Annotated in this window: 26 protein-coding genes and 2 pseudogenes; 11 read left to right on the forward strand and 17 right to left on the reverse strand. The window is 74.4% G+C overall.

Translation table 11 applies throughout. The features are described 5' to 3' along the window. Positions 1-20: 20 nt before the first annotated feature. The 5 genes and pseudogenes from ACTWO6_RS17745 to rho form a co-directional block, all read right to left on the reverse strand. Entirely contained in the window at positions 21-617 is a 597-nt protein-coding gene (locus ACTWO6_RS17745) for a hypothetical protein (RefSeq protein WP_446214941.1), read from the reverse strand. A 689-nt stretch (positions 618-1,306) separates the two neighbouring features. After that, a complete protein-coding gene (locus tag ACTWO6_RS17750; protein ID WP_446214942.1) occupies positions 1,307-2,068 on the reverse strand; it encodes a hypothetical protein in 762 nt (253 codons plus the stop codon). Positions 2,069-2,350: 282 nt separating this feature from the next. Continuing rightward, on the reverse strand, positions 2,351-3,475 hold the full coding sequence (locus ACTWO6_RS17755) for a DUF3626 domain-containing protein (RefSeq protein ID WP_446214943.1): 1,125 nt from the start codon (positions 3,473-3,475) through the stop codon (positions 2,351-2,353). A 69-nt stretch (positions 3,476-3,544) separates the two neighbouring features. Further along, the gene (locus ACTWO6_RS17760; protein WP_446214944.1) at positions 3,545-4,015 is read right to left on the reverse strand and encodes a VOC family protein; all 471 of its coding nucleotides are present in this window, start codon (positions 4,013-4,015) and stop codon (positions 3,545-3,547) included. Between the two features lie 11 nt (positions 4,016-4,026). After that, positions 4,027-5,169 (reverse strand): annotated as a pseudogene (rho, locus tag ACTWO6_RS17765) (transcription termination factor Rho); the annotation flags it as partial. A 540-nt stretch (positions 5,170-5,709) separates the two neighbouring features. On the opposite strand from rho, the gene ACTWO6_RS17770 reads away from it, so the two are divergent. The 3 genes from ACTWO6_RS17770 to tsaA are packed head-to-tail and all read left to right on the forward strand — an operon-like array spanning position 5,710 to position 7,936. Continuing rightward, entirely contained in the window at positions 5,710-6,579 is an 870-nt protein-coding gene (locus ACTWO6_RS17770) for an MEDS domain-containing protein (RefSeq protein ID WP_446214945.1), read from the forward strand. Continuing rightward, positions 6,576-7,529: an anti-sigma factor RsbA family regulatory protein gene (locus tag ACTWO6_RS17775; RefSeq protein ID WP_446214946.1), complete on the forward strand. Its 954-nt coding sequence runs from the start codon at positions 6,576-6,578 to the stop codon at positions 7,527-7,529. Before ACTWO6_RS17770 ends, ACTWO6_RS17775 begins: the two co-directional genes overlap by 4 nt. After that, the gene (tsaA, locus tag ACTWO6_RS17780; RefSeq protein ID WP_446214947.1) at positions 7,526-7,936 is read left to right on the forward strand and encodes a tRNA (N6-threonylcarbamoyladenosine(37)-N6)-methyltransferase TrmO; all 411 of its coding nucleotides are present in this window, start codon (positions 7,526-7,528) and stop codon (positions 7,934-7,936) included. The genes ACTWO6_RS17775 and tsaA overlap by 4 nt, the downstream gene beginning before the upstream one ends. Before the next feature lie 60 nt (positions 7,937-7,996). Here the strand turns inward: tsaA and ACTWO6_RS17785 are convergent, their stop codons facing one another. Both ACTWO6_RS17785 and ACTWO6_RS17790 read right to left on the reverse strand, forming a co-directional pair. Continuing rightward, a complete protein-coding gene (locus ACTWO6_RS17785; protein ID WP_446214948.1) occupies positions 7,997-8,626 on the reverse strand; it encodes an MBL fold metallo-hydrolase in 630 nt (209 codons plus the stop codon). Beyond that, positions 8,623-9,711, reverse strand: a complete 1,089-nt coding sequence (locus tag ACTWO6_RS17790) for an S-(hydroxymethyl)mycothiol dehydrogenase (protein ID WP_446214949.1) — start codon at positions 9,709-9,711, stop codon at positions 8,623-8,625. Before ACTWO6_RS17790 ends, ACTWO6_RS17785 begins: the two co-directional genes overlap by 4 nt. A gap of 145 nt (positions 9,712-9,856) precedes the next feature. Between ACTWO6_RS17790 and ACTWO6_RS17795 the strand changes: the two genes are divergently transcribed. Continuing rightward, the gene (locus ACTWO6_RS17795) at positions 9,857-10,276 is read left to right on the forward strand and encodes a hypothetical protein (RefSeq protein ID WP_446214950.1); all 420 of its coding nucleotides are present in this window, start codon (positions 9,857-9,859) and stop codon (positions 10,274-10,276) included. A 27-nt stretch (positions 10,277-10,303) separates the two neighbouring features. Here ACTWO6_RS17795 and ACTWO6_RS17800 read toward each other — a convergent pair whose 3' ends face one another. From ACTWO6_RS17800 to ACTWO6_RS17810, 3 genes are all read right to left on the reverse strand, one after another. Beyond that, positions 10,304-11,593 carry an MFS transporter gene (locus ACTWO6_RS17800; RefSeq protein WP_446214951.1) on the reverse strand — a complete coding sequence of 430 codons (1,290 nt, stop codon included), beginning with the start codon at positions 11,591-11,593 and terminating at the stop codon, positions 10,304-10,306. Further along, positions 11,590-12,252 carry a GntR family transcriptional regulator gene (locus tag ACTWO6_RS17805; protein ID WP_446214952.1) on the reverse strand — a complete coding sequence of 221 codons (663 nt, stop codon included), beginning with the start codon at positions 12,250-12,252 and terminating at the stop codon, positions 11,590-11,592. Before ACTWO6_RS17805 ends, ACTWO6_RS17800 begins: the two co-directional genes overlap by 4 nt. Positions 12,253-12,329: 77 nt before the next feature. Next, positions 12,330-13,436, reverse strand: a complete 1,107-nt coding sequence (locus ACTWO6_RS17810; protein WP_446214953.1) for a CapA family protein — start codon at positions 13,434-13,436, stop codon at positions 12,330-12,332. 197 nt (positions 13,437-13,633) lie between these two features. Here ACTWO6_RS17810 and ACTWO6_RS17815 point away from each other — a divergent pair. Beyond that, positions 13,634-13,840, forward strand: a pseudogene (locus ACTWO6_RS17815) (glycosyltransferase family 2 protein); the annotation flags it as partial. A 343-nt stretch (positions 13,841-14,183) separates the two neighbouring features. Next, complete coding sequence (locus ACTWO6_RS17820; RefSeq protein WP_446214954.1) at positions 14,184-15,353, forward strand: low temperature requirement protein A; 1,170 nt, start codon at positions 14,184-14,186, stop codon at positions 15,351-15,353. Positions 15,354-15,397: 44 nt separating this feature from the next. Here the strand turns inward: ACTWO6_RS17820 and ACTWO6_RS17825 are convergent, their stop codons facing one another. Genes ACTWO6_RS17825 through ACTWO6_RS17835 form a run of 3 tightly spaced genes read right to left on the reverse strand, consistent with a single transcriptional unit; the run spans position 15,398 to position 18,745 of the window. Then, positions 15,398-16,252 (reverse strand): alpha/beta fold hydrolase, encoded by an 855-nt coding sequence (locus ACTWO6_RS17825; RefSeq protein ID WP_446214955.1) that lies wholly within the window; start codon positions 16,250-16,252, stop codon positions 15,398-15,400. Beyond that, on the reverse strand, positions 16,249-17,199 hold the full coding sequence (locus ACTWO6_RS17830; RefSeq protein ID WP_446214956.1) for an SDR family NAD(P)-dependent oxidoreductase: 951 nt from the start codon (positions 17,197-17,199) through the stop codon (positions 16,249-16,251). Before ACTWO6_RS17830 ends, ACTWO6_RS17825 begins: the two co-directional genes overlap by 4 nt. 16 nt (positions 17,200-17,215) lie before the next feature. Then, positions 17,216-18,745 (reverse strand): flavin-containing monooxygenase, encoded by a 1,530-nt coding sequence (locus tag ACTWO6_RS17835; protein ID WP_446214957.1) that lies wholly within the window; start codon positions 18,743-18,745, stop codon positions 17,216-17,218. 114 nt (positions 18,746-18,859) lie between these two features. Here ACTWO6_RS17835 and ACTWO6_RS17840 point away from each other — a divergent pair, with 114 nt between their 5' ends. Continuing rightward, positions 18,860-19,522, forward strand: a complete 663-nt coding sequence (locus ACTWO6_RS17840; protein ID WP_446214958.1) for a TetR/AcrR family transcriptional regulator — start codon at positions 18,860-18,862, stop codon at positions 19,520-19,522. A gap of 6 nt (positions 19,523-19,528) precedes the next feature. Here ACTWO6_RS17840 and ACTWO6_RS17845 read toward each other — a convergent pair whose 3' ends face one another. Both ACTWO6_RS17845 and ACTWO6_RS17850 read right to left on the reverse strand, forming a co-directional pair. Then, the gene (locus ACTWO6_RS17845; RefSeq protein WP_446214959.1) at positions 19,529-19,984 is read right to left on the reverse strand and encodes a hypothetical protein; all 456 of its coding nucleotides are present in this window, start codon (positions 19,982-19,984) and stop codon (positions 19,529-19,531) included. Beyond that, the gene (locus tag ACTWO6_RS17850) at positions 19,984-20,460 is read right to left on the reverse strand and encodes a hypothetical protein (RefSeq protein WP_446214960.1); all 477 of its coding nucleotides are present in this window, start codon (positions 20,458-20,460) and stop codon (positions 19,984-19,986) included. The genes ACTWO6_RS17845 and ACTWO6_RS17850 overlap by 1 nt, the downstream gene beginning before the upstream one ends. Before the next feature lie 43 nt (positions 20,461-20,503). Between ACTWO6_RS17850 and ACTWO6_RS17855 the strand changes: the two genes are divergently transcribed. The 3 genes from ACTWO6_RS17855 (at position 20,504) to ACTWO6_RS17865 (ending at position 23,252) form a co-directional block, all read left to right on the forward strand. After that, a complete protein-coding gene (locus ACTWO6_RS17855; RefSeq protein ID WP_446214961.1) occupies positions 20,504-21,502 on the forward strand; it encodes a helix-turn-helix transcriptional regulator in 999 nt (332 codons plus the stop codon). Positions 21,503-21,873: 371 nt separating this feature from the next. Continuing rightward, entirely contained in the window at positions 21,874-22,296 is a 423-nt protein-coding gene (locus tag ACTWO6_RS17860) for a VOC family protein (protein WP_446214962.1), read from the forward strand. Beyond that, positions 22,293-23,252 carry an RNA polymerase subunit sigma-70 gene (locus ACTWO6_RS17865; RefSeq protein ID WP_446214963.1) on the forward strand — a complete coding sequence of 320 codons (960 nt, stop codon included), beginning with the start codon at positions 22,293-22,295 and terminating at the stop codon, positions 23,250-23,252. The genes ACTWO6_RS17860 and ACTWO6_RS17865 overlap by 4 nt, the downstream gene beginning before the upstream one ends. Before the next feature lie 151 nt (positions 23,253-23,403). Here ACTWO6_RS17865 and ACTWO6_RS17870 read toward each other — a convergent pair whose 3' ends face one another. Together ACTWO6_RS17870 and ACTWO6_RS17875 are read right to left on the reverse strand one after the other, a co-directional pair. Next, positions 23,404-24,009, reverse strand: coding sequence for an MBL fold metallo-hydrolase (locus ACTWO6_RS17870; protein ID WP_446214964.1), 606 nt, complete (start codon positions 24,007-24,009; stop codon positions 23,404-23,406). Positions 24,010-24,049: 40 nt separating this feature from the next. Next, positions 24,050-24,460, reverse strand: coding sequence for a hypothetical protein (locus ACTWO6_RS17875; protein ID WP_446214965.1), 411 nt, complete (start codon positions 24,458-24,460; stop codon positions 24,050-24,052). 69 nt (positions 24,461-24,529) lie between these two features. Here ACTWO6_RS17875 and ACTWO6_RS17880 point away from each other — a divergent pair, with 69 nt between their 5' ends. Next, positions 24,530-24,958, forward strand: coding sequence for an archease (locus tag ACTWO6_RS17880; RefSeq protein ID WP_446214966.1), 429 nt, complete (start codon positions 24,530-24,532; stop codon positions 24,956-24,958). Positions 24,959-24,963: the final 5 nt, after the last annotated feature.

The raw sequence follows: 24,963 nt of genomic DNA on the forward strand, positions 1-24,963 counted from the left end.
GGGCCCTTTCAGTACGTGGGTCAGCTGTTCCAGTGCTGGGCGACCAGGTCGGCGGCCTGCTTCTCCCACTGGGCGTAGGCGTCCGGGTAGGCCGACACCTGCACCGTCTGGGCGGCCTCGGTCAGCGGCATGTCCTGCCACCCGTCGACCTGCTTCAGACCCTTCTCGAACGCCAGGGTCGCGTACTCCGGGTCGGTGATCTGCTCCGGCGTACCCCAACCACTCGACGGGCGCTGCTGGAACAGGCCCAGCGAGTCATGGTCGTTGCGGTCACCCAGGTGACCCAGGTTCTCCAGCTTCGACTCCTGCAGCGACGTGGCGATCGAGATGACCGCGGCGCGCTCCGGCAGGCCGGCCTTCTTCGTCGCGGCGATGATCGCCTTCGCGTTGCCGGTCTGCTCGTCGTTCAGGGTGATCTTCGACTGGGCGCCCTGCACACCGTGCGGGATCAGCTTCTTCTTGTCGACGCCCGGCTTGTCAGCCTGCACCGCGACCGCGACGGGCTTGCCAGCCACCGGGGTGGTGTCGGCGTGAGCGGCGACCGGACCGGCGAACACACCACCGGCAAACGCCAGACCAGCAACACCCAGCACGCTCTTACGAATGATCGTGTTCATGGGAAAGCTCCATTCGGGGGTTGGCGCACGTCCGGTGGGGGCCGGGACGTGCGCAAGCACCGTCAGGCGCTGACAAGTACAGGGGGAAAGTCTTCGCCCGGTCCGACCGCGGGGCGGGGGCCTCTTCGCGGCGCCGGGACCATGTGTAACGACCGGCAGGCCACCATCATTCCGGGGCCCGACCATCGGCCCGGTCGAGCGGGCCAGGTACTCGGTCGTACGCCAGATGTAACGACCCCCGCCTGGGCATCATTCCGGCCCCGGGATGCCGCCGGTCACACCCGGAAACGGACACCCGGCCCAGACCGCACGTCGCCTGGCGGGGCGGACCGGACACCCGGGCACCACATTCCCGATGTGGCGGTATCCGCGCCTGTCGGACACCGTTACATCGGGGACACGGAGTCGATCACGCCGCCCCCGCGCACGACTGCGCAACCTGGCACGAGCCAGGGCGGCGGGCGCGAGCCAAGCGGGCGGGCGCGAGCCGCCGGGGCACCGAGCGACGGTGACCCGCCCCGGAGCCGACTCAGGGTCGACCCAACCAGGGGGCGGCACCGCGTACCCCGGGGAAAGAACCGACCCCGACCCGGGGCCGGCGCGGCGGAGCCCGCTCGCAACGGGGGTGCGGCCAAGAGGAACCGGCCGGCCCCCAGGAGAAGGGACCGACCGGTGAAAGAGAGCTCAGCTCACCAGAGCTGCTGGACGATGTCCGCCGCCTGCTCCTCCCACTGCGCGTACGCGTACGGGAAGGCGGACACCTGGACGGTCTGCGCCGCCGCGGTCAGCGGCAACTGCTGCCACCCACCCACGTTCTTCAGCGCGTTGAAGAACGCCTTGGCGGAGTAGTCCGGGTCGGTGATCTGCTCGGGCGAACCCCAACCGGACGACGGGCGCTGCTGGAACAGGCCCTGCGAGTCGTGGTCGTTGTTCTCGCCGAGGTGGCCGAGGTTGTACAGCTTCGACTCCTGCAGCGAGGTGGCCACGCCGATGACGGCGCCGCGCTCGCCCACGTCGGTCTCCTTGGCCGCCTTGACGATGGCCTTGGCGTTGGCGATCTGCGCGTCGTCGAGCGGGACGCGCGACTGGGCGCCCTCGACGCCGTGCGGAATGAGCTTGTCCCGGCTCGGCTTCTCGGAGGCCGGCTGGTTCACCTTGTGGGCGCCGGTGGTCTGCGCGGGCACGGCGGTTTCGGTCTTCTTGCCCGTTGCCAGGTCGATGGCGGCCACGGCGCCCGCATGGGGTCCGCCGGTCACCGGCGCGGCGATGGCGGTGGGGCCGAACGCCAGGGCGCCGATGGCGGCCACGCCGGCGACGCTCAGCGCGGCCTTGCTCTGCGGGACATTCGCGATCTTGCTCCGCGTTGCCTCCGCGATGGCGGGCAGCCGTCGGGAGAAGTCCTGCCTGGTCTTGGCGATGGCGGGGAGCCATCGAGTGAAGTGCTGCTTCACGATGGTTGCCCTTTCGATCGTTACGACGCGCTCCGGGGTGAGCGCACCTCGGGGGGAACTACCGGCCGGTACGGGTTTGCGGTCCGGCGCCACGGGGGACACAACCAGCTACGCGTGTCGGTCATTCCGGAAATGCCAGGCGCAGCAGAAGCTGCGACCCAGGTCACGAGGGGTATCCGACGAGCTGACCGCCGGCTGCCGTGGGCATGAAGCCCGCTTTCCGGACGCACGGCGGCGAACCGGCCGGCTGCCCACGAGCGGGTGGATTTTTCCGGGACGCGGTCAGCGGCCGGCGGGCGTACCGAACCGGACGAGAACGTGCCAGAGCTGCTTGAGGTGCTGGAGGGTGTCCTCCGTCGGGCCGCGGTCGGCCCAGCGCCCGGGCTCCGCGACGACCGACGCGGCGGCCCGGCCGATCAGGGCGGCGTGCACCGGCTCCCCGGGCCGGGCGAACTCCGCGTGCACGCGGGCGGCCAGCGGTGGGATGGCCGGTCCCCGGAACTCCGCGTCGATCCCGTCCACCGGCAGCTCGAAGCCGGCGTGCCAGAGCAGCGGGAATCCGTGCCGCCGGGCGATGCCCGCCAGCGTCCGCCCCGTGTCGGTGTCCCGGAACGACGGATCGGCCACCAGCGCCTCCACGTCCCTCGCCAGGCTCAGCTCGCCGTGGATCTGCGCCTCGACGTAGTCGTCGAGCGCCCGCCCGGCAGCTCCGGGCCGCGCGGACTCGCGCTCCCGGCGACGGACCAGCGTACGCAGCAGCGTGGCCGTGTCCATGCCCGCCACTCCGAGGCTGACGCCCGTCCCGGCGGTGGCCTCGAGCAGCGCCGCGAGCACCGGCTCGACGACGTCGACCGTGCCCAGGTCCTTCGGGCCGAGGTGGCTGTCGCCGAAGCAGAGGGTGGCCCGGCCGAGGACCTCGGGACGCAGCCGCAGGTGACAGGAGCCGAACCGAGGGCATGCGCCGTCCGGGTGGTCGAGCAGGTTCAGGCCGCCGTACTTGGGGCGGTCGGCGGGGAGGACGTCGGCGCTCTGGTACGCCCCGCCGAACAGGGTCTCCTCCCAGCGGTCCCGGTCCCCGCCGGGGAAGGCGGTCAGGCCGCCGTTGGAGATGCCCGTCTCGAACTGGCTGCGGTAGACGCCCTCCTCGTCGAAGGCGGTCGCCACCGTACGGCCGTCGCGCAGCAGGCGGTCCGGGTGGAAGTTGAGTGTCAGCCGGCCGTGCGCGGCGACGGCGGCGATGACGTCCTCCGGTAAGTACGCGGCGCCCGACCCGGCCAGGTGCCGCGCGATGACGGCGAGCGCGGCCGGCCGGTCCCGCAGGGCGACCTGCCGGACGTGCCGCAGGGCGGCGGTCTGCGCCGGCGTGAGCGCGCGGGGTTCGGCCGTGGCGGTGCGCGGGACGGACACGGCCCGAGTATCGGCACGGTCCCCGCCGGGCGCACCTCAATTCCAGCCGCCCGGGGGCGCCGAGCGCGGTCAGGCCTCGCGGTCGGTGCCGAAACCCTGGAGAGTGGCCCGCTCGTCCAGCGGGCGAAGCTCCTGGAAGACGGTGATGTGCAGGCCCGCCGGGGCGTCGAGCCGGGCGTTGAGCGACTGCCACGGGGTGACCGTGGGCGGGGCCACCTCGGCGGCGCCCGCCGCGACCAGCCGGTCGGTGACGGCCCGACCGTCGTCCACTTCGAACGCGACCCGGATCCGTGGGGCGACCTGGCGACCGACCTCCACCTCGTCGATCATCCGCTTCTGCGCCGGGTTGGCGATCTCCAGGGTGGCCCGGCCCGCCTCGAGGATCACCACCCGGGCGCCGTCCCCACCGGAGAACGCAGCCTGTTCGGGCAGGCCGAGGGCGTCGCGGAAGAAGGCGACCGCGGCCTCGTAGTCGTCGGCCTCCACGACCAGACGCAGCTGGCGGACGGTGGGCGGACGGTCAGCTGGATCATCGGTCATGCGACCCGATGCTAGTCGCGGGTCGGCGGGTCCAGCCGGGCGAGGAAGCGGTGGTTGTCCGGCGTGCCGGCGAGCTGGCGGAGAAGCTGGTCGAGGGCGTGGTGCCGGTCCAGTCCGGACAGAGCCGCGCGCAGGCCGCGCAACCGGTGCAACTCGGCGCCGGTGGCGAGCAGCTCCTCCCGGCGGGTGCCGGACGGTCGGATGTCGACGGCCGGGAAGGTACGCCGGTCGGCCAGTGACCGGTCCAGCCGCAGCTCGGCGTTGCCGGTGCTCTTGAACTCCTCGTAGATCAGCGTGTCGGCCGCTGATCCGGTCTCCACCAGGGCCGAGGCGACGACGGTCAGCGAGCCGCCCTCCTCCACGTTGCGGGCCGCGGCGAGCAGCCGCTTCGGCGGGTTGAGCGCGGCCACGTCGACGCCGCCGGAGAGCGTACGGCCGCCCGAGCGGGCGGCGAGGTTGTAGGCGCGGCCCAGCCGGGTCAGCGAGTCGAGCAGCACGACGACGTCGTGCCCCAGCTCGACCAGGCGCTTCGCCCGCTCGATCGCCAGCTCCGCCACCGTGGTGTGGTCCTGCGGCGGACGGTCGAACGTGGCCGCGATGACCTCGCCCTTCACCGACCGAGACATGTCGGTGACCTCTTCCGGCCGCTCGTCGACCAGCACCACCATCAGGTGGCACTCCGGGTTGTTGCGGGTGATCGCGTTCGCGATCGCCTGCAGCACCATCGTCTTACCCGCCTTCGGCGGCGAGACGATCAGCGCCCGCTGGCCCTTGCCGATCGGCATCACCAGGTCGATCACCCGGGTGGTCAGGATGTGCGGCTCGGTCTCCAGCCGCAGCCGCTCCTGCGGGTACACCGGGGTCAGCCTGTAGAACTCCGGCCGCCGCCGCGCCTCCTCCGGCTCCATCCCGTTGACGGTGTCCAGCCGCGCCAGCGCGGCGTGCCGGCCCCGGCGCGGCTCGCCGGCGCGTACCGTCCCGGTGACCAGGTCGCCGCGGCGCAGGCCGTACCTCTTGAGCTGGGACAGGGAGACGTGGATGTCGTCCGGGGAGGGCAGGTAGCCGTGGGCCCGGACGTAGGCGTGGTCGTCGTCGGTGTCGACGATGCCGCTGACCGGGGTCAGGGCGGTGGATTCGGTGGTCATCGGGTGCCTTTCGGATGAGGTGACCGCCCCCGCGGGTGCCTGATGCCCGGCGGCGGGGAGCGGATGGTGAACGGGCGAGTCCCGGGGTCAGGGGTTGGCGTGCGCAGCGCCCGGCCGGGAGGCGGCGCCGTCACCGGCGGACCGTGCGGTGACAGGGCGCCGCGGCCGTGGGCTAGACCGGCGGGCGGCGCCGTCCTGGTGAGCCGCGCCGGGATAGGCGCGCCTTACCGCGATCGGCCACAGCGGCGACCGGTGCTCGGCCCGGGGGCGGCGACAGCGGCGACGGAGCCGGGTAAGGGTGAAAGCCGCGTGACGGTGAAAAGGCGCGTCACGGTGAGGCGGGAGGTGAATCGAAGCCCCGGGACGGCGCTGGACCGAGCGGAGCGGGATGAGTGGCACTCCGGGCGGCGTCGTCCGCCGGCATCCGGGTCCCTCCGCAGGGTAGCCGGGCGCACCCCCGTCCGGCAAGCGGGCGGCCCGACGGTGGCCCGTTAGGCCGATACCGGAGCCGGCGTTACAGTGAGGCGCGCGGACCGGAAGGCGATGACAGTGACTGCTACCGCCGTGGTCGACCGGGTCCACCTCGGAGACCACGTCTGCTGGGCGCACGACGACGAGCGGGACGCGCTCGACGCCGTCACGCGCTTCACCGCCACCGGACTCCGCCTCGGCCACAAGGTCATCTGCTTCACCGACACCTTCACCCCCCGGACGCTGCGAACGCACCTCGAGGACGCGGGAGTGCCGACCGAGACGGCGGTCGCTGTCGGCCAGCTGCGCATCGTGCCCGCGGTGGAGAGCTACGTGGGCCTGCTGTCGGGTGGCCGGCTGGCCACCGAGTCGATGATCGAAACCCTGGTCGGCGAGATCGACCGTGCCCATCGGGAGGGCTACCCCGGGCTCCGGTTGGCCGGCGACATGGGCTGGACCGTCCGGACCGGCACCACGCTGCTCGACCTGTCCCGGTACGAGGCACAGGTCAACCGGGTGTTCCTCGACCGGCAGGTGGCGGGGATGTGCCTCTACGACCGGCGGCTCTTCCCGCCGGAGCGGCTGCACGCGGTGGCCGCCGCGCATCCGGCGACCGTCGGGCCGCACGCCGACCGGGGCTGGACCCCGCTGCTGCGGGCGTACCGGACGGCCGACCCGCCGGGGCTGCGCCTGGTCGGGCAGGTGGACCGCAGCAACCAGGAGGCGTTCGCCGCCGTGCTCGCGGCCGTGACCGGGCCGGCCGCGCAGAGCCGGCCGGCGGTGCTCGACCTCTCCGGGCTGAGCTTCGCCGACGTACGCGCCGCCACCGCCCTCGTCCAAGCCGATCGGGCCGCGGCGGCGGGCGTCCGGCTGGTGGGGTGCCGCCCGGGGTTGAGGCGACTGCTCGGACTGGTCCGGGAGCGGGAACCTGCGGAGCGGCCGGAATGAGCGCGCGGACCGGGCCCCCGGCGGGCGGCCTCGTTCACGAGGGACTCTTCTACACCGACGCCGCCAGCCTCCTGGAGACGACGGTGCCGTTCATCCAGGACGGGCTCGCCGCCGGCGAGCCGGTGCTGGTGGCGACGCCCGGGGCCCAGCTGGCGCTGATCCGCGCCGCGGTCGGGCCGAGCGGGGACGCCGTCCGGTACGCCGACATGACCGAGGCCGGCCGCAACCCGGGACGGATCATCCCCTGGGTGCTCCAGGCCTTCGCCGACAAGCACGCCGGTCGGCGGGTGCGGATCATCGGCGAGCCGATCTGGGCGGGCCGCACCGACCAGGAGTACCCGGCCTGCGCGCAGCACGAGGCGTCGATCAACTGGGCGCTCGCCGGTCGCGAGGTCACCGTGCTGTGCCCGTACGATGCGGGCCGGCTCGAACCGGGGGTGCTCGCGGAGGCCCGCTGCACCCACCCCGTGCTGGTGGACCGCGCCGGGCGGCGGCCCAGCGGGGGCTACGCCCCGGGGGACGTGGTGTCCCGGCACAACAAGTCGCTGCCCGCCCCGGACGAGGTGGTCGCCACCCTGCGGTACGACCTGGAGACGTTACCGCGGGTGCGCCGGGTCGTCGCGGACCACGCGACGGGCGCCGGCCTGGACGGCGACCGGATCGCCGACCTGCCGATCGCGGTGACCGAGTTGGCCACCAACAGCGTCGCGCACGCCGGCGGCACCGACACCCTCCAGGTGTGGCTGACCGGTACGCACCTGGTCTGCGAGATCCACGACGACGGCTGGCTGGCCGACCCGCTCGCCGGCCGGCTGGCCCCGGCGCTCGACGGCATCGGCGGTCGGGGCCTGGTCATCGTGCACGCCCTCTGCGACCTGGTCCGGGTGCACACCACCGCCGCCGGCACCACCGTCCGGCTGCACATGCTGCGGGAGGAGGCCACGGCGTGAACGACGACGGGTACGCGCTGCACCCGGTCGGCCGGGTGGAGTCGCCGCTGACCGACCCGGCCCTGGCCCCGAAGCAGGGCGACGAGGGTGCGCCGGAGGCCTGGCTGGTCTTCGACGAGCGCGTCGGCCCGGCGCTGCGCGACCTGCGTGCCGGCGCCGACCTGCTGGTGCTGACCTGGCTGGACCGGGCCCGGCGGGACGTGCTGGCGGTGCATCCGCGCGGGGACCGCTCCCGCCCGGAGACCGGCGTGTTCAGCACCCGCTCGCCGCACCGGCCGAACCCGATCGGCCTGCACCGGGTCCGGGTCCTCGAACTCGACGGGCTCCGGATCCGGGTGGCGGACCTGGAAGCGCTGCACGGCACCCCGGTGCTGGACGTCAAGCCGGTCCTCGACGGCGAACGCTGACCCTCCCGCGCCGCTCCTGATGTCGACAAGGACCGGCGGCGCGGTCGCGGCGGTGCGCGGTCAGTGGCCGCGGGCCAGCCACTCCGCCAGGTGGGGCGCCTCCGCGCCGATCGTGGTGCTGTCGCCGTGGCCGGTGTGCACGACGGTCTCCCGCGGCAGGGTCAGCAGCCGGGTCCGGATCGACTCGATGATGGTGCCGAAGTCGCTGTAGGAGCGGCCGGTGGCGCCCGGCCCGCCGGCGAAGAGGGTGTCGCCGGTGAAGACCGCGCCGAGGGCCGGGGCGTGGAAGCTGCACGCGCCGGGGCTGTGGCCGGGGGTGTGCAGGACCCGCAGTGCGGTGCCGGCCACCTCGACGGCCGCGCCGTCGGCCAGTTCGCCGTCGGGCGGCGTGCCCGGGTGGACCAGGTCCCAGAGCACCCGGTCCGCCGGGTGCAGCAGCACCGGCGCGCCGGTGGCCCGGGCCAGCTCCGGCGCCACGCGTACGTGGTCGTCGTGGGCGTGGGTGGCCAGGACGGCGACCACCCGGCGGTCGCCGACGACGCGCAGGACGGCCGCCACGTCGTGCGGCGCGTCGACGACGACGCACTCGGCGTCGTCGCCGACCACCCAGACGTTGTTGTCGACGTCGAAGGTCTGCCCGTCGAGGGAGAAGGTGCCGGAGGTGACCGTGTGGTCGACGCGGGCGGTCACGGGAAGACCACCACCGACCGGAGCACGTCGCCGTGGTGCATCCGGGTGAACGCCTCCTCGACCTGGTCCAGGGCGATCTCCTCGGTGACGAAGGCGTCCAGGTCCAGGCGGCCCTGCAGGTAGAGCTCGGTGAGCAGCGGGAAGTCCCGGCTGGGCAGGCAGTCGCCGTACCAGCTGGACCTGAGGGCGCCGCCCCGGCCGAAGACGTCCAGCAGCGGCAGCTCCACCTTCATCTCCGGGGTGGGCACGCCGACCAGCACCACCGTGCCGGCCAGGTCGCGGGCGTAGAAGGCCTGCTTCCAGGTCTCCGGGCGGCCGACCGCGTCGATCACCACGTCGGCGCCGAAGCCGCCGGTGGCCGCGCGGATCGCCTCGACCGGGTCGTCGTCGGAGGCGTTGACGGTGTGCGTGGCGCCGAACCTGCGCGCCCAGTCGAGCTTGCGGGAGTCGGTGTCCACCGCGACGATCGTGGTCGCCCCGGCGAGGGCGGCGCCGGCGACCGCGGCGTCCCCGACGCCGCCGCAGCCGATCACCGCGACCGAGTCGCCCCGGGTGACCTGGCCGGTGTTCATCGCCGCGCCGAGACCGGCCATCACCCCGCAGCCGAGCAGGCCCACGGCGGCCGGCCGGGCCGCCGGGTCGACCTTGGTGCACTGCCCGGCGTGCACGAGGGTCTTCTCGGCGAAGGCGCCGATGCCCAGCGCGGGCGACAGCTCGGTGCCGTCGGTCAGGGTCATCTTCCGGGCGGCGTTGTGGGTGTTGAAGCAGTACCAGAGGCGGCCCCGGCGGCAGGCCCGACACACCCCGCAGACGGCGCGCCAGTTGAGCACCACGAAGTCGCCGGGCGCCACTCCGGTGACCCCCTCCCCCACCTGCTCGACGATGCCGGCGGCCTCGTGACCGAGCAGGAACGGGTACTCGTCGTTGATGCCGCCCTCCCGGTAGTGCAGGTCGGTGTGGCAGACCCCGCAGGACTGGACGCGGACGACCGCCTCACCCGGCCCCGGGTCCGGCACCACGATCGTGGTGACCTCCACCGGCGCGCCCTTGCGCCGCGACACGACTCCCCGGACTTCCTGGCTCACGGTGCCCTCCTGCCTGCGACTGCGATCACGCTCCCCCGCGAACCTACCGCCGGGCGCCGCCGTCGGCCCAGCGCCGTTCGGCGGGTTAGCACCGCCCGTACCGGGTAGGCCGGGGCACGGTTCTCCGGCACCGACGGGAGTGGTCATGAAGCTGACGCATGCGCCGCTGCGGCTCAGCATCGGCGCGTTTTTCCTGAATTCCGGGCTCAGCAAGCGCAGCCTGGAGGGCCAGGCCGCCGAGGCGATGCACGGCATGGCCGTGGGGGCGGTCCCGCAGCTCCGGCAGCTGGACCCTGCCCGGTTCGCGAAGCTGCTGTCCAGGAGCGAGATCGCCCTGGGTGCCGCGCTGCTCACTCCGTTCGCACCGTCGTTCCTGGTCGGGCTGGGGCTGGCCGCGTTCGGCGCCGGGCTGATGCAGCTCTACCTGAAGACGCCGGGGCTGCGGGAGCCACGCAGCCTGAAGCCCACGCAGGCGGGCATCCCCATCGCGAAGGACGTCTGGTTGGTCGGCGCGGGGCTGACCCTGGTGCTGGACTCGCTCACCCACCGACGCCTCCGCAGCTGACCGGACCGCCGGCCCGGTGGCCAGGGGTCAGGCGGCCGCCGGCACCGCCACCGCGGCCCGGTCGGCGGCGTACCGGCGGCGGGCGGCGTTGCGGTAGCGCAGCACCTGCACCGCGCCGAGGCCCCAGAGCAGGTACTGCACGGCGAAGGCCCAGCGGAACGCGTCCAGTGGCGGGGTGGACCGCCCGGCCGGGGTGGCCAGGTCGAGGACCACGCCGACGGCGAGCACCAGGGCGATCGAGGCGACGAAGCCGCCCACGTTGACGATCCCGGTGGCGCTGCCGATGCGGTGCACCGGGTTCGACGTGCGCGCGTAGTCGAAGCCGATGACCGAGCCGGGTCCGTTCACCGCCAGGACGACCACCAGGGTCACCAGCAGCCACTGCGGCGCGCGTCCCGGCCACGCGAGCACCACGGCCCAGACGCCGGCGGTGGCCGCGGTGATGGCGAAGACCACCACCGAGCGGCGGAACGGGTGCCGGGCGCACAGGTGCGCGACGACCGGACCGCAGACCAGCGTCGCGACGGTCATCAGGGTGAGCAGGGAGGCGGCGGCGGTGGGTGAGAGGCCCTGGCCCTGCACCAGGAACGGGTAGCCCCAGAGCAGCGCGAAGACCGAGCCGGAGAACTGGGTGACGAAGTGGGTCCAGAGGCCGAGGCGGGTGCCCGGCTGGGCCCAGGCCGCGGCGAGCTGCCGGCGCACGGTGGCCAGGTCCGGGGCGACGCCGGCGGCGTGTTCGGCGTGCGGGGTGTCCCGTACCGCCACGAGCACCAGCAGCAGCACGGTGGCGCCGAGCGCGGCGGCGGTGAGGAAGGCGGGGGTCCAGCCGGCGTGGTGCAGCAGTGCCACCAGGGGTACGGCGCCGAGGACCGCGCCGAGCTGCCCGACGGTGCCGGTGAGCTGCACCAGCAGCGGGTTGCGCCGCCCGGGGAACCAGAACGCGACGATCCGCAGCACGCTGATGAAGGTCATCGCGTCGCCGAGGCCGACCAGGACCCGGGCGGCGACGGCGAGCCGGACGTCGGTGGCGACGGCGAAGCAGAGCTGCCCGGCCACCATCAGCGCCCCGCCGGTGAGCAGCAGCCGGCGGGAGCCGAACCGGTCGAGCAGCACCCCGACGGGGACCTGCATGGCCGCGTACACGGCGAGCTGGGCGACGGAGAAGGTGGCCAGCGCCGACGCGTTGATGTGGAAGCGGTCGGCCGCGTCCACCCCGGTCACGCCGAGCGAGCTGCGGTGGAAGACCGCGGCCACGTACGCGGTGAGCGCGACCGCGTAGACCAGGACGGCGGGGCGGCGCGCGGCGGCGGCGCTCACCGCAGGGTCCGCAGCACGGTCGCGGCGTTGTCGATGTGCGCGCGCACGGCGTCGAGCCAGGCCTCCGGGTCCTCGCCGTCGAGGGCGGCGAGCTGGCCGGCGTGCTCGGTGAGGGCCACCTCCGCCCAGCCGGGCGAGAGCCGGAAGCTGGCCTCGCCCATGCGCAGCTGCCGGTCGCGCAGCCGGTGGTACAGCTCGGCGAGGATCTCGTTGCCGGCGGCCTCGACGACGGTGGCGTGGAAGGCCCGGTCGGCGGCCATCAGCGCGGTCACGTCGCCGGCGGCGTGCGCCCGACGCATCTCGGTGAGCCAGCGGGCCAGGTCGGCCTTCAGCTCGGCGCGGCGCGGCCACACCCGCTCGGCGGCGTGCAGCTCGACCAGCCGGCGGGCCTCGATGACGTCGGCGATCTCGCGGGCGGAGACCGGCCGGATCAGCGCGCCGCGCTTGGGGTAGAGGGCGACCAGCCCCTCCGCCTCCAGGCGGAGCAGCGCCTCCCGGACCGGGGTGCGGGAGACCCCGGCCGCCTCGGCGATCTCGCCCTCGCTGATCAGCGAGCCACCCGGGTAGACCTGTTCCAGGATCGCGCGCTTGAGGTGCCGGTAGGCCCGCTCGGCGGCGGACGGCGCGGTCGCACGCGGCGAGGCCGTGGGATGCGTCATGTATCTATGATGCGTCCCAGTCCAGCCTGGTGGTTCCGCCGGGCCCCCGAAGGTGGCCCACGCCACGCGCCGCCGCGTCAGTCGGGTCGCAGCGTGATGAGGCCGTCGTCGCCGAGGACGAACCGGGTCCGGTACGGCGCGCCCAGCCCGTCCAGCAGCTCCGCCAGCCAGCGGGCCTCCGCCGGCCCGGCCGGCTCCAGGCGCATGCGTCGCATCCGCACCGGGGCGAGCCGCAACCGGCGCAGCTCCCCGGTGTCGGCGTCCAGCGTGGCCAGGTGCAGCAGCCGCAGCTCCGGCCGGTACGACTCCTCCCCGCCGATCCCCTCGTAGTCGTCGATCAGGTCGCCGCAGCCGTAGAGGACGAGCCGGTCCCGGTACCGCTCGACCGGACGGGGGTGGTGCGACGAGTGCCCGTGGACGAGGTGCACGCCGGACTCCAGGAGGCGGTGCGCGAACCGGACGTGCTCGTCCGGCACCTGGTAGCCCCAGTTCGACCCCCAGTGCACGGAGACCACCACCAGGTCCCGCGGCCCCGCCTCCCGGCCGATCCGGTCGACGAGCGCCTCGGCCGTCGCCTCGGAGACCTCGGGCAGGTACGCCACGCCGGGTCGCCCGCCGGTCGCCGCCCACTGCGGCGGGACCCCGCTGGACGGGGCGCTCACCGACCAGACCAGCAGCCGCCGGCCGCCGTCGAGGGGCACCCGCGCGGGCCGCCACGCCTCGTCCTCGTCCCGGCCCGCGCCGACCGGCGTGATGCCGGCCCGGCGCAGGCCGTCCAGGGTGTCGGTGAGCCCCTCCGCGCCGAAGTCGAGGACGTGGTTGTTGGCCAGCGCGCAGACGTCGAGCCGGGCCGCGGTGAGGCAGGCGAGGTTGTCCGGGTGCATCCGGTAGTGGATGCCCTTGCCCGGGGCGTACTCGCCGCGCCCGGTCACCGCCGTCTCCAGGTTGACGATCCGCACGTCCGGGCGCAGCTCGTCGAGGAGGCCCAACACCGCGCCCCACGGCCACTCCGGCGGGGCCGGGCGCGGAACCGGTCCGGCGACGGACTCGGCCAGCTCGACGTAGCGACGGGCGTCGGTGACCGCCGCCTCCCGCAACGCGGGCAGGCCCGGCCGGGGCAGGATCTGGTCGACGCCGCGACCGGTCATCACGTCGCCGGCGAGCAGCAGGGTCACCTCGGCCACGCCGGCCGTCTTCCCCGCCCGGGCGGGTCCCGCACCTGATCGGACCCGGGAATCGCGCCGGCCCCGGTCGAGTGAGGGCCGGCGTCCCCGGGCACCTGGGCGGCCATGACGCCGGATTTGCCGATCGTTGGTCGCCACCCGCAACCGCCGGGACCAGCTCCTGGCCCTGCCCCCGGCGCGCCGCACCGGCGATCGTGGTGGACAACGGGTCGGACGACGGCGCCCCGGCCGCGGCCGCGCGGGCCTTTCCGCACGTACGCGTGGTCGAGCTGGGCCGCAACGCCGGCGCCGGGGCGGCCCGCAACGTCGGCGTGGCGCTGGCCGACACCCCGTTCGTGGCGTACGCCGACGACGACCCGTACTGGGCGCCCGGGTCGCTGGAGCGAGCCGGGGAGCTGCTGCGCACCCCACCCCGGACCGCGCTGCTGACCGGGCGGGGGCTCGTCGGCCGGGAGGGCCGGCCCGACCCGATCTCCGCGGCGATGGCCCAGGCCCCGCTCGGCACCGCCCCGGACGCGCCCGGCCCGACCGGGCTCGACTTCCTGGCCTGCGCGGTGGTGCTGCCCGCGCCGCATACCGGCAGGTCGGCGGCTTCGCCGAACGGCTGGGGACGTACGGCGAGGAGGCGCTGCTGGCGATGGACCTGGCCGCCGCCGGCGCGCTGCCGGGCTGACCGGTTCCGCGCGGCCGGGCGATCGCCCGGCTATCGTGGGCGCAACTGGCGGGCCTGCGGCGAGGAGCACTCTCGTGACCACCGGCAACACACCCGTCCGCTCCTGGTACCGGCCGATGCGGGGCCGCCGGCCCGACGAGGTGCACCGGGTCGCCACCCCGCTCGAGCTCTTCTTCGACCTCTGCTTCGTGGTGGCGGTGGCCCAGGCCTCCGGCAGCCTGCACCACGACCTGTCGGAGAACCACCTCGGGCACGCGGTCACCAGCTACCTGACGGTCTTCTTCGCGATCTGGTGGGCCTGGATGAACTTCACCTGGTTCGCCTCGGCCTACGACACCGACGACGACGTCTACCGGATCACCACCCTGGTGCAGATCGCCGGGGCACTGATCCTCGCCGCCGGCGTGCCACGGGCGTTCACCGACGCGGACTTCACCACCATCACCTACGGCTACGTGGTGATGCGGCTCGCCACGATCGTCAACTGGCTGCGCGCGGCCGCCGGCAACCCGGACCGACGGGCCACCGCGACGACCTACGCGGCCGGGGTCCTCGTCGTGCAGCTCGGCTGGCTGCTGCGGCTCGCCCTGCCGGACGGCTGGGGCCTGCCGGCGTTCCTGGTACTGGCCCTCGCCGACGTGCTGGTGCCGGTGGTGGCCGAGCGGCTCGGGAAGACCAGCTGGCATCCGCACCACATCGCCGAGCGGTATCAGCTGTTCACCCTGATCGTGCTCGGTGAGGCGATCCTCGCCATCTCGGTGGCGATCCAGAGTGGGGTGGACGCCGGGAACCCGCGGTTGTGGTCGCTCGCCGCGGCCGGCGCGGTGATCGTCTTCGCGCTCTGGTGGCTCTACTTCGACCGGCCGGGCCAGCTGCCACCCGGCTCCCTGCGGGGCTCCCTGTTCTGGGGGTACGGCCACTACCTGATATTCGCCGCGATCGCCGCGGTGGGCGCCGGCCTCGCCGTCGCGGTCGACCACGACCTGCACGTCGCCCACGTCTCCGGCCGGACCGCCGGGTACACCGTGGCGGTGCCCGTCGCGGTCTACCTGCTCGCCCTCTGGGTCCTGCACCTGCGCTGGAAGCGGGGCCTCGGCCTGGTGCTGTTCCCGGCGGCGGCCGTGCTGGCCCTGGTCACGCCGTGGCTGCCGGCGCCGGTGCCGGCGCTCGCCGGCCTGCTGTTCGTCCTGGTGGCGGTGACACTCGTGCTGCGGCACCAGGGGGCGGCCGACCGCACCGTCTGACCCGGCCAGGAGGAGAAGCGGGGCAGCACCCCGCCCTGGCCGGGTCAGGCCAGGTCGGCGTCCGCCCAGAAGTCGCGGAGCAGCGCGTGGAACTCCTCGGCCCGCTCGATCTGCGGCATGTGCCCGGTGTCGGCGAACAGGTGCGTCCGTGCCCGGGGCAGCCGGGACCGGGCGGCGGTCAGGTGGGTGGCGGGGAGGATCAGGTCCCGGTCGCCCCAGACCACCAGCGTGGGGACGTCGAGCGCGGCGACCGCGTCGAGCAGCTCGGCGCGCCACTGTGGTCGGACGCCCCGCCAGGTGCCGAGGCTGCGGACCAGCTCCAGCATCACCCGGGCGGCGTGCGGCTGGCGGGCCACCGCGAGTGCGGTCGCCACCCGCTCCTCGGTGGCGTACGCCGGGTCGCGGAAGATCGCCAGCTCGGTGCGGCGAGCGACGGCCGGGTGGGGGCGCAGCAGCAGCCGGCCGAGCGGGCGCAGGGCGAGCAGCCGCAGCGCGACGGTCACCTCCCGGCCGAACCCGGCGCTGTTGACCAGCGCCAGGCTGGCCGCCCGGGACGGCTCGTCGGCGGCGAGCCGCATCGCCACCGCGCCGCCGAGGGAGTTGCCGACCAGGTGCGCCGGCCGGTCGGCCCCGGCCGCGTCGAGGAACTCCGCGACGGCGGCGGCGAGCGCCGGCAGGGTGTGCGGGACGTCCAGCGGCGCGGAGCCGCCGTGGCCGGGCAGGTCGACGCTGACCACCCGGTGGTCGGCGGCGAGCAGCTCGTGCTGGCCGGTGAAGTCGTCGAGGGTGCGCCCGATGCCGTGCAGTAGCACCACGGCCGGGCCGCTGCCGGAGATCCGGCAGCGGATCCGCCGCCCGGCCACCGTCAGCTCGTCGGCGGGCGGGAGGGAGACGGTCACGCCGACTGCCCGGGGGTGGCCTCGGGGGTCAGCGGGTCGACCGCCGGCCGGGGCGTGGGCACCGAATCCGCCGCCGGGGCGGGCTCCAGCCGGGACGTCGACCGGGCTGCCGGGCCGCCCGCGCCCCGGTTGAGGCCGGTGACCAGGACCCGGTGGTAGGAGGCGGGGGCGAGCCGGGCCAGCAGGTCGGGCAGCTTCGCCGACCAGCCGATCAGCACCCGCCCGCGGCGGCGTTGCACCCCGCGCAGGATCACCTCGGCGGCCTTCGCCGGGTCGATGGAGAGCAGCTTCTCGAACTGTCTGCGGCCGGCCTCGTACTCCTCCCGGGAGACGCCGCTGCCCACCCGGGCGCTCTGCGCGATCCGGGTCCGGATGCCGCCGGGGTGCACGGAGGTGACCCCGACGCCGTCGTCGGCCAGCTCGTGGCGCAGCGCCTCGGTGAAGCCGCGGACGGCGAACTTGCTGGCCGAGTAGGCGGCCTGCCCGGCGGGCGCGATCAGCCCGAAGAGGCTGGAGACGTTGGCCAGGTGGGCGCCGGGCTCGGCCTTGAGCGCGGGCAGCAGCGTGTGGGTCAGCCGGACCACGGCCCGGAAGTTGATGTCGACGACCCAGAGGAACTCGTCCAAGGTGACCTGGTCGAACCGGCCGCCCAGCGCGACGCCGGCGTTGTTGACCAGCAGCCGGATTCGGGGGTGCGCCCGGCGGATCTCCGCGGCCACCCGGTCGGTCGCGTCGGCGTCGGCGAGGTCGACCAGGTGGGTGTCGATCCGCCGGTCGGGGTGGGCGGCGCGGATCGCGGCGACCACCGCGTCGAGCCGTTCGGCGTCCCGGTCGAGCAGGACGAGGTCGGCGCCGCGCCGGGCGAGGGCGTGCGCCAGGGCCTCGCCGATGCCGCTGGCGGCGCCGGTGACCACCGCGGTGCCGCCGGGGAAGACGAAGTCACGCATGGGGTGCTCCTCTCGGTCAGGCGACGGGGGTGTCGGCGGGCGTGCCCGCCCCGCGCACGGTGGGCTCGGCCGGGGAGCCGTCGGTCGGGGCGCCGGCGCGGGAGAAGCGGACGCCCTCGTCGGTGAGCCGGCCGTGCCGCATCAGCAGCACGTCGCGGGGGTAGTTCTGGTGCAGCCGCCAGGGCGCCGTCGCGCCCTGCTTGGGCAGCTGGTCGACCGCGCGCAGCACGTAGCCGGACTTCAGGTCGATGATCGGTTCCAGCTCGTCGGAGGCGGGGGCGACCGGGGTGACGATCTGCTGGCCGGTGGCGTCGAGGTGGCGCAGCAGCCGGCAGACGTACGTGGCGACCAGGTCGGCCTTGAGCGTCCAGGAGGCGTTGGTGTAGCCGATCGTCATGGCGAAGTTCGGCACGCCGGAGAGCATCATGCCCTTGTAGGCGACGGTCTCCGCGAGGTTGAGCTCCCGCCCGTCCACCGCCAGGGTCATCCCGCCGAAGGCGAGCAGGTTGAGGCCGGTGGCGGTGACCACGACGTCGGCGGGCAGCTCCTCCCCGGAGGTGAGCCGGATGCCCTGCTCGGTGAAGGTGTCGATGGTGTCGGTGACCACGGCTGCCCGCCCGGCCCTCACCGAGTGGAAGAGGTCGCCGTCGGGGACGACGCAGAGCCGCTGGTCCCAGGGGTTGTAGCGGGGGGAGAAGTGCCGGTCGACGTCGTAGCCGACCGGCAGCCGGCCCTTGGCGGCGCGGCGCAGCAGCTTTTTGACCACGTTGGGGGCGCGCCGGCTGAGCTGGAAGTTGGCGACCCCGAGCAGCACGTTCTTCCACCGCACCACCGGATACGCGGCCTTCGCGGGGAGCCAGCGCCGCAGCGCGTCGGCCAGCACGTCGCGGGAGGGCAGCGAGATGACGTACGTCGGTGAGCGCTGGAGCATGGTGACGTGCCCGGCCCGCTCGGCCATCGCCGGCACCAGGGTGACCGCGGTCGCGCCGCTGCCGATGACCACCACCCGCTTGCCGGTGTAGTCCAGGTCCTCGGGCCAGTGCTGCGGGTGCACGAGCTGGCCGGCGTACCGGTCGACGCCGGGGAACTCGGGGGTGTAGCCCTCGTCGTAGCGGTAGTAGCCGGAGCAGGTGAAGAGGAACGCGCAGGTGAGCACGGTCTCCTCGCCGGTGTCGTCGCGGCGGGCGTGCACGGTCCAGCGGGCCTGGCCGCTGTCCCACTCGGCGCGGACCACCTGGTGGTGGAAGCGGATGTGCTGCTCGACGCCGTACTCGCGGGCGGTGTCCCGGACGTACGCGCGGATCGAGTCGCCGTCGGCGATCGCCTTCGGGTTCGTCCACGGCTTGAAGGAGTAGCCGAGGGTGTACATGTCGGAGTCCGAGCGGATGCCGGGGTAGCGGAACAGGTCCCAGGTCCCGCCGATCGCCCCGCGGGCCTCGAGCACCGCGTAGGTCTTCTCCGGGCAGTTGCGCCGCAGGTGCACGGCGGCGCCGATGCCGGAGAGCCCGGCACCGACGATGAGGACGTCGACGTGGTCGGAGGCCATCGCATCTCCCGTTCGCGGGGCAGTGGACCGGACACTATCCACCGCTGTCGACGCCAGTCAACACCCTGTCGAGTTAAGTCGACACAGTGTCGAGGGGGTGTAGCATCAGCCGTCATGACCGCCGCCCGTACGCCCACCGGAGCCGCGCCGACGCGCGGGCGACGACCGGGCCGCTCGACGGGCGACGACCGGGAGCTGGCCATCCTCGCCACCGCCGAACGGCTGCTGACGCAGCGCGCCTTCGGCGACATCTCCATCGACGACCTGGCGAAGGGGGCCGGGATCTCCCGGCCCACCTTCTACTTCTACTTCCGGTCCAAGGACGCGGTGCTGCTCACCCTGCTCGACCGGGTCATCGAGGAGGCCGACGCGGCCGCGGGGGACGTGCTGGACCGGCTCGCCGAGGACCCCCGGGCCCGCTGGCGGGAGCTGATCGGCCGGTTCCACGCCACCTTCGGCGGCCACCGCGCGGTGGTACTGGCCTGCGCCCAGGTGCGCGGCACCAACGCCGAGGTGCGCCAGCTCTGGGCCGCCGTGCTGGAACGCTGGGTGCACGCGGTCGAGACCGCCATCGAGGGGGAACGCCGGCGCGGCGCGGCCCCGGACGGGCTGCCCGCCCGGGACCTCGCGATCGCGCTGAACTCGATGAACGAGCGGGTCTGGTACGCCACCTTCGCCGGCGACGGCCCGGCCGTGGCCGAGCGGGACGTGGTCGACGTCCTGCTCGACGTCTGGCTGACCGCGATCTACCGCACGACCACCCCACCGCCGGCCTGACCCGGCTCAGCCGGTCCGCGTGAAGTCCATGATCCAGTTTGTCTCCCAGGTGCGCTCGCCGTCGGTGGAGAACGCCTGTTCCCAGCGGCACGAGGTCGGCGTGATCCCCGACCAGATGAACCGGCACCGGACGGGCCGCCCCTCGTCGAGGTCGTCGGCGAAGAAGGTGCCGACGCCGTCGACGAACCGGCCCACCACCGGCGGCAGTTCGAGGACACCCCGACGGCTGTTCATCCAGTAGATCGACCAGAGCCCGGACTCGGGGTCGAGGATCCGCACGGTCGAGCCGGAGAAGCCCCGGGTGGGGCAGCGCATCTCGTCGAAGCTGCCGGCGCCGTCGAAGAACCGGTGCGCCACCGAGGTGGCCGGGAATTCGTCCCACTCGTCGCTACCGACGTGCCGCTTCATCAGGCGATGGTTGGTCACGTCCCAGGTCCCGACCAGGAAGTCGAAGTCGCCCATCAGAAGCCCACCGGCCCCTCGGCGCGGGTGTCGGCCAGGTAGCCGGCCAGGTCGGGCCGGTCGGGGGCGAGGACGTGGCGGATCCAGGCGGCGCGCTCGTGCTCCAGCACGCCCAGTTCCCAGACGCAGCCCACGCCGGGGCGGGGCATCGGCACGAAGTGCGCGGGGTCGTCGTCCGGGCAGTCCAGGGCAGCCTGCCCGGCGACCGCGATCCGGCACTCCACCACGTTGTCCCAGAACCAGCTGTACGCCAGCAGGTAGGCGCCGGTGTCCGCGCCCCGGTGCAGCACCACCCAGCTCGCCGGCGGGGTGCCTCCGTCGGGCTGGGGCAGCAACTTGGGCAGGAAGGCGTACGCGGCCTCCACCACCTCGGGTTCGAGCCGGCGGTCGGGCTGGTCGATGTGGTAACGCTTGACGTGCCGGCCGGCGACCTCGACGGTCCCCGGCACGGTCAACTCCTTGTCGCGAAATGCCATGCCGGGACGGTACAACGGCTCCCCTGACAGCTACTGTCAGTGGATGCGGGCCAGTCGTCTCCTGTCGATCCTGCTGCTGCTCCAGACCCACGGGCGGCTCACCGCCGCCGAGCTGGCGCAGCGGCTGGAGGTCTCCGTCCGGACCATCTACCGGGACGTCGAGTCGCTGCACGCCGGCGGGATCCCGCTCTACGGCGAGGCCGGGCACGCCGGTGGCTACCGGCTGGTCGACGGCTGGCGGACCCGGCTGACCGGGCTCACCGCCGAGGAGGCGGACCGGCTGCTCTTCGCCGGGCTGCCCGGGCCGGCCGCCGAGCTGGGCTACGAGCCGGTCGTCGCCACCCTCCAGCTCAAGCTGCAGGCCGCGCTGCCGCCGCCGCTGGCGGACCGGGCCGCCCAGCTCCAGCAGCGGTTCCACCTGGACACCCCCGGCTGGTACTCCGACGGCGACCCGTCGCCGCACCTGGCCCCCACCGCCGACGCGGTCTGGCGGCAGCACCGGATCCGGGTCCGCTACCGGAGCTGGCGGGGCGAGGTGACCCGCATCCTGGAGCCGTACGGCCTGGTGCTCAAGGGCGGCCGCTGGTACGTGGTGGCCGCCCGGCCGGAACGCGCCGAGCCGGCCACCTACCGGGTGAACCAGATCCTCGAACTGACCACCCTGGACGAGCCCTTCGACCGGCCCGCCGACTTCGACCTGCCGGACTGGTGGCGGGCGCACGTGGTGGAGTTCCGGGCCCGGCTGCACCGCGACGAGGCGGCCATCCGGCTCTCCCCCCGCGGGCGGGACCGACTTCGGGAGATCGGCAGCGACGCGGTGGTCGCCGCCGTCGACCGCAGCGCCGGCCCACCGGACGACGCCGGCTGGGTGCGGGCGGTGGTGCCGATCGAGTCGCTCACCCACGCCCACGGCGACCTCCTCCGGCTCGGCGCGGACGTGGAGGTGCTCTCCCCCGCCGAACTGCGCGCCCACCTCGCCGACACGGCCGCCGCGCTCGCCGCGCTCTACGCGCCGGCGCAGCCCGTACCCGTCGTGGACTGACCGGCCGGCGGCGGGCGGCGCGGGCGTGCCCGCCGCGACCTCAGCGCAGCCCGCGCAGGGCGGCGCCGAGGGTCGCGACCCCCCGCTCGAGGTCGCCGGGGGCGTTGGCGGCGCACCAGCGCCGCGTGGTGCCGGGGCGGCCCCGCAGGGCCACGCACCGGCGGGCGGTCGTAGCGGTGTTCGGCGTCGTAGTCGTCCTCGATGACCAGGCCGCCCCGTTCCGCCCGGCGGATCAGCGTGCGCCGCCGCTCGCCGTCGAGCACCACCCCGGTCGGGAACTGGTGACATTCTCATCGGAACACCGATGAGTCCCCGTCCGCCCCGACGTTGTACGTCACGACAGCCGTCACCGAAGGCCAGGGAGGCCGATCATGGACTGGAAGCTCGAACTCGTCGTGGTGCCCGTCTCGGACGTGGACCGGGCCAAGGCGTTCTACCTGGACCAGACCGGGTTCCGGCTGGACGTGGACCACTCCGCCGGCGAGGACTTCCGCGTCGTGCAGCTCACCCCGCCCGGCTCCGCCTGCTCGATCGCGCTGATGCGCAAGCCGGACGCCGCGGGCTCGGTGAGCGGCCTGCACCTGGTCGTCCCGGACATCGACGCGGCGTGGGCGGAGCTGGTGGACCGGGGCGCGAAGCCCAGTGAGGTCTTCCACTTCGCGGCGGGCGGCGTACAGACCCCCGGGCCCGACCCGGAGCGACGGGACTACGGCTCCTTCCTGTCGCTGCGCGACCCGGACGGCAACGAGTGGCTGGTCCAGGAGGTCGGCCGGGCCGGGGCGGCGGCAGCGTGACCGCCGACCTGCGCCCCGCGCCGGCCGACCCCGACTTCGCCGCGCTCACCGAACGCCACCGGCGTGAGCTGCACGTGCACTGCTACCGGATGCTCGCCTCCTTCGACGACGCCGAGGACGCCGTCCAGGAGACGTACCTGCGGGCGTGGCGGGGGCGGGACGGCTTCGACGGCGCGCAGGCCCGGGCCTGGCTCTACCGGATCGCCACCAACGTCTGCCTGGACCTGCTGCGCCGCACCGGCCGGCAGCCGCGCGCCGTGCGGTCGTACGCGGAGGTGCCGTGGTTGCAGCCGTACCCGGACCGGCTGCTGGACCGGGTAGCGCCGGGCGACGAGCAGCCGGACGCGGTGGCGGTGACCCGGGAGACCATCGAGCTGGCGTTCCTCGCCGCCATGCAGGTGCTGCCGGCCCGGCAGCGGGCCGCCTTCCTGGTCCGCGACGTGCTCGGCTGGTCGGCGGCGGAGACGGCGGAGCTGCTGGAGACCAGCGTGGCGGCGGCGAACAGCGCCCTGCAGCGGGCCCGGGCCACCCTGCAGTCCCACCTGCCGGCCCGGCGGGCCGACTGGGCGGCCAACCCGGCCGACGAGCGGGAACGGGAGCTGCTGGCCAGGTTCATCGACGCCCATGAACGCTGCGACGCCACCGCCGCGCTCGCCGCCGCGGCGCCGGACCTCCGGATCACCATGCCGCCGGCGCCGATGTGCTTCGACGGGGTCGCGACCATCGTGCCGCTGCTGGAACGGGCCTTCGGGCCGGAGCGGGAGGGCGACTGGCGGCTGCTGCCGACGTACGCCAACCGGCTGCCGGCCGCGGCGAGCTACCTTCGGCGCCCCGGCGACCAGGTGTTCCGGGCGTTCAAGCTGGACGTGCTGCGGGTGCGGGACGGGCGGATCGCGGAGATCACCACCTTCGGCCACGCGCTGTTCCCCGCGTTCGGCCTGCCGGCGGAGCTCTGAGCCGGTCGGTGCCACGGCCACGGCAGCCCACCGCCGACCCCGGTCGCCGGGCGGAGTTCCGCTCGGCGACCGGCCGGCGTGGGGGGCCGGGCCGGGGCGGCCGGGACACCGGACGGCCGCGCCGCCAACCTGACGCGGGCGCGGTGGCGGATCAGGCGGTCTCGCCCGGAGCGAGGTAGCGGTAGCGGTCGCCCAGGGTCTCGCCGAACCAGCCGTTCACGCTGGCCAGTCCCCGCTCGTTGAGCTGGGCGTCGTGAATCGGGACGACCCGGCGCGCGTCGACCGCCCCGGCGAAGTCGATCGCCTCGGTGAGCTTCAGCCAGGACGCCTGGGCCGGCACCAGCAGCGTGTCGACCGGTCGACCGGGCGGGTGCAGCGAGTCCCCCGGGTGGTAGAGCGCCTCCTCGACCAGGTAGCCGAGGTTGGCGCAGTCCGGCTCCCCGTCGTGGATGGTGGCGTGCCGACCGCCGACCGCGGTGACGGCGAAGCCGGCGGCGGTGAACCGGTCGCCGGCTTCGACCCGGGTGACCGGCAGCGGAGCCACCGGCGGCAGTCGTGCCTCCCGGGGCGCGAAGACCGCCACCCCGAGGCCGGCCAGCCGCAACACGTCGACGTGGTCGGTGTGCTCGTGGGTGACCAGCACCGCGTCCGCGCCGACAAGGGCGGAGGGCTCGCTCCAGGTGCCCGGGTCCATCACGAGGACCCGGCCGTCGTGCTCGATCCGGACGCAGGCATGGGTGAACTTGGTGATCCGCACCCGCCGGAACCTACCGTCGTCGCGCGACCCGGTGTGCCCCTCAGTCGCCGGGGCGCCGCTGCGGATCCTGGCGGCTCGGGCCAGCATCGCCGCCGGTGAGCTCCTCGAACTCGGCCGGGCTGAGCTCCCCGGCCCGCAGCCGGCGCGCGTTCGCGGCGAACCGGGCCATCGCCGCGCCCCGCGCGTCCGGCTCGGGAAGGAGGCCCTCGTCCGCGAGGATCGCCGTCCCCTCGTCGGCGACCTGACGCGGGTCGGCGATGTCGACCGGCTCGCCGTGCAGCTCCCGCAGGGCCACCGCCAGCTGGGCGTCGGCGGCGTCGCCGGTGACCCACCGCCGGGCCAGCTCGACGGTGCGGCCGAGGGTGTCCTCACCGACCTTCTCGCTGCGCAGGACGGCCCGCATCATGCTGCGGAAGATGACGGTCACGGCGTCGGCGTCGTCTGCGATCATGCCCGCAACCTAGTCGCCGGCTCCGACAATTCACCGTGACCTGCCGTGGCGGGCCGGCATGATCGGGGGATGGACCGACGACCGCCGCGGGGGCACCGCATGGTGCCGCACACCGCCGACGTCCGGATCGAGGCGTGGGCGCCGGACCGGGAGGGGTGCGTGGCGGAGGCGGTCACCGCGCTGGTCGACACCTTCGTCGATGCCACCGGCGCGACCCCCGAGGCCACGGTGGAGTTCCAGGTCCCGCCGGGCGACGACCCGGACCTGCTGGTGGGCGTCCTCGATGAAGTGATCTTCCGGCTGGAGACGGAGGGTGACGTGCCGCTCGCGACCGAGGTGCGGGCGGCCGACGACGGCGGCCTGCTGGTGCGGTGGCACACCACCGGCACCGACACGGTGGAGCTGGTCGGCGCGGTGCCCAAGGCGGTGTCGCTGCACGAGCTGCGCTTCGGCCGTGACCAGGAAGGCTGGTCCGGCGCGGTGACCCTGGACGTGTGAGGCCG

The sequence above is a fragment of the Micromonospora sp. IBHARD004 genome (assembly GCF_052814115.1).

Excerpts from the sequence above, each read along its gene's own strand:
- ACTWO6_RS17845 (WP_446214959.1), bottom strand. The coding sequence starts at position 19,984 with ATGGGCGACTTCGACTTCCTGGTCGGGACCTGGGACGTGACCAACCAT.
- ACTWO6_RS17880 (WP_446214966.1), top strand. The coding sequence starts at position 24,530 with ATGGACCGACGACCGCCGCGGGGGCACCGCATGGTGCCGCACACCGCC.
- ACTWO6_RS17830 (WP_446214956.1), bottom strand. The coding sequence starts at position 17,199 with ATGCGTGACTTCGTCTTCCCCGGCGGCACCGCGGTGGTCACCGGCGCC.
- ACTWO6_RS17775 (WP_446214946.1), top strand. The coding sequence starts at position 6,576 with ATGAGCGCGCGGACCGGGCCCCCGGCGGGCGGCCTCGTTCACGAGGGA.
- ACTWO6_RS17835 (WP_446214957.1), bottom strand. The coding sequence starts at position 18,745 with ATGGCCTCCGACCACGTCGACGTCCTCATCGTCGGTGCCGGGCTCTCC.
- ACTWO6_RS17855 (WP_446214961.1), top strand. The coding sequence starts at position 20,504 with ATGCGGGCCAGTCGTCTCCTGTCGATCCTGCTGCTGCTCCAGACCCAC.
- ACTWO6_RS17860 (WP_446214962.1), top strand. The coding sequence starts at position 21,874 with ATGGACTGGAAGCTCGAACTCGTCGTGGTGCCCGTCTCGGACGTGGAC.
- ACTWO6_RS17850 (WP_446214960.1), bottom strand. The coding sequence starts at position 20,460 with ATGGCATTTCGCGACAAGGAGTTGACCGTGCCGGGGACCGTCGAGGTC.
- ACTWO6_RS17875 (WP_446214965.1), bottom strand. The coding sequence starts at position 24,460 with ATGATCGCAGACGACGCCGACGCCGTGACCGTCATCTTCCGCAGCATG.
- ACTWO6_RS17760 (WP_446214944.1), bottom strand. The coding sequence starts at position 4,015 with ATGACCGATGATCCAGCTGACCGTCCGCCCACCGTCCGCCAGCTGCGT.
- ACTWO6_RS17745 (WP_446214941.1), bottom strand. The coding sequence starts at position 617 with ATGAACACGATCATTCGTAAGAGCGTGCTGGGTGTTGCTGGTCTGGCG.
- ACTWO6_RS17805 (WP_446214952.1), bottom strand. The coding sequence starts at position 12,252 with ATGACGCATCCCACGGCCTCGCCGCGTGCGACCGCGCCGTCCGCCGCC.
- ACTWO6_RS17840 (WP_446214958.1), top strand. The coding sequence starts at position 18,860 with ATGACCGCCGCCCGTACGCCCACCGGAGCCGCGCCGACGCGCGGGCGA.
- ACTWO6_RS17795 (WP_446214950.1), top strand. The coding sequence starts at position 9,857 with ATGAAGCTGACGCATGCGCCGCTGCGGCTCAGCATCGGCGCGTTTTTC.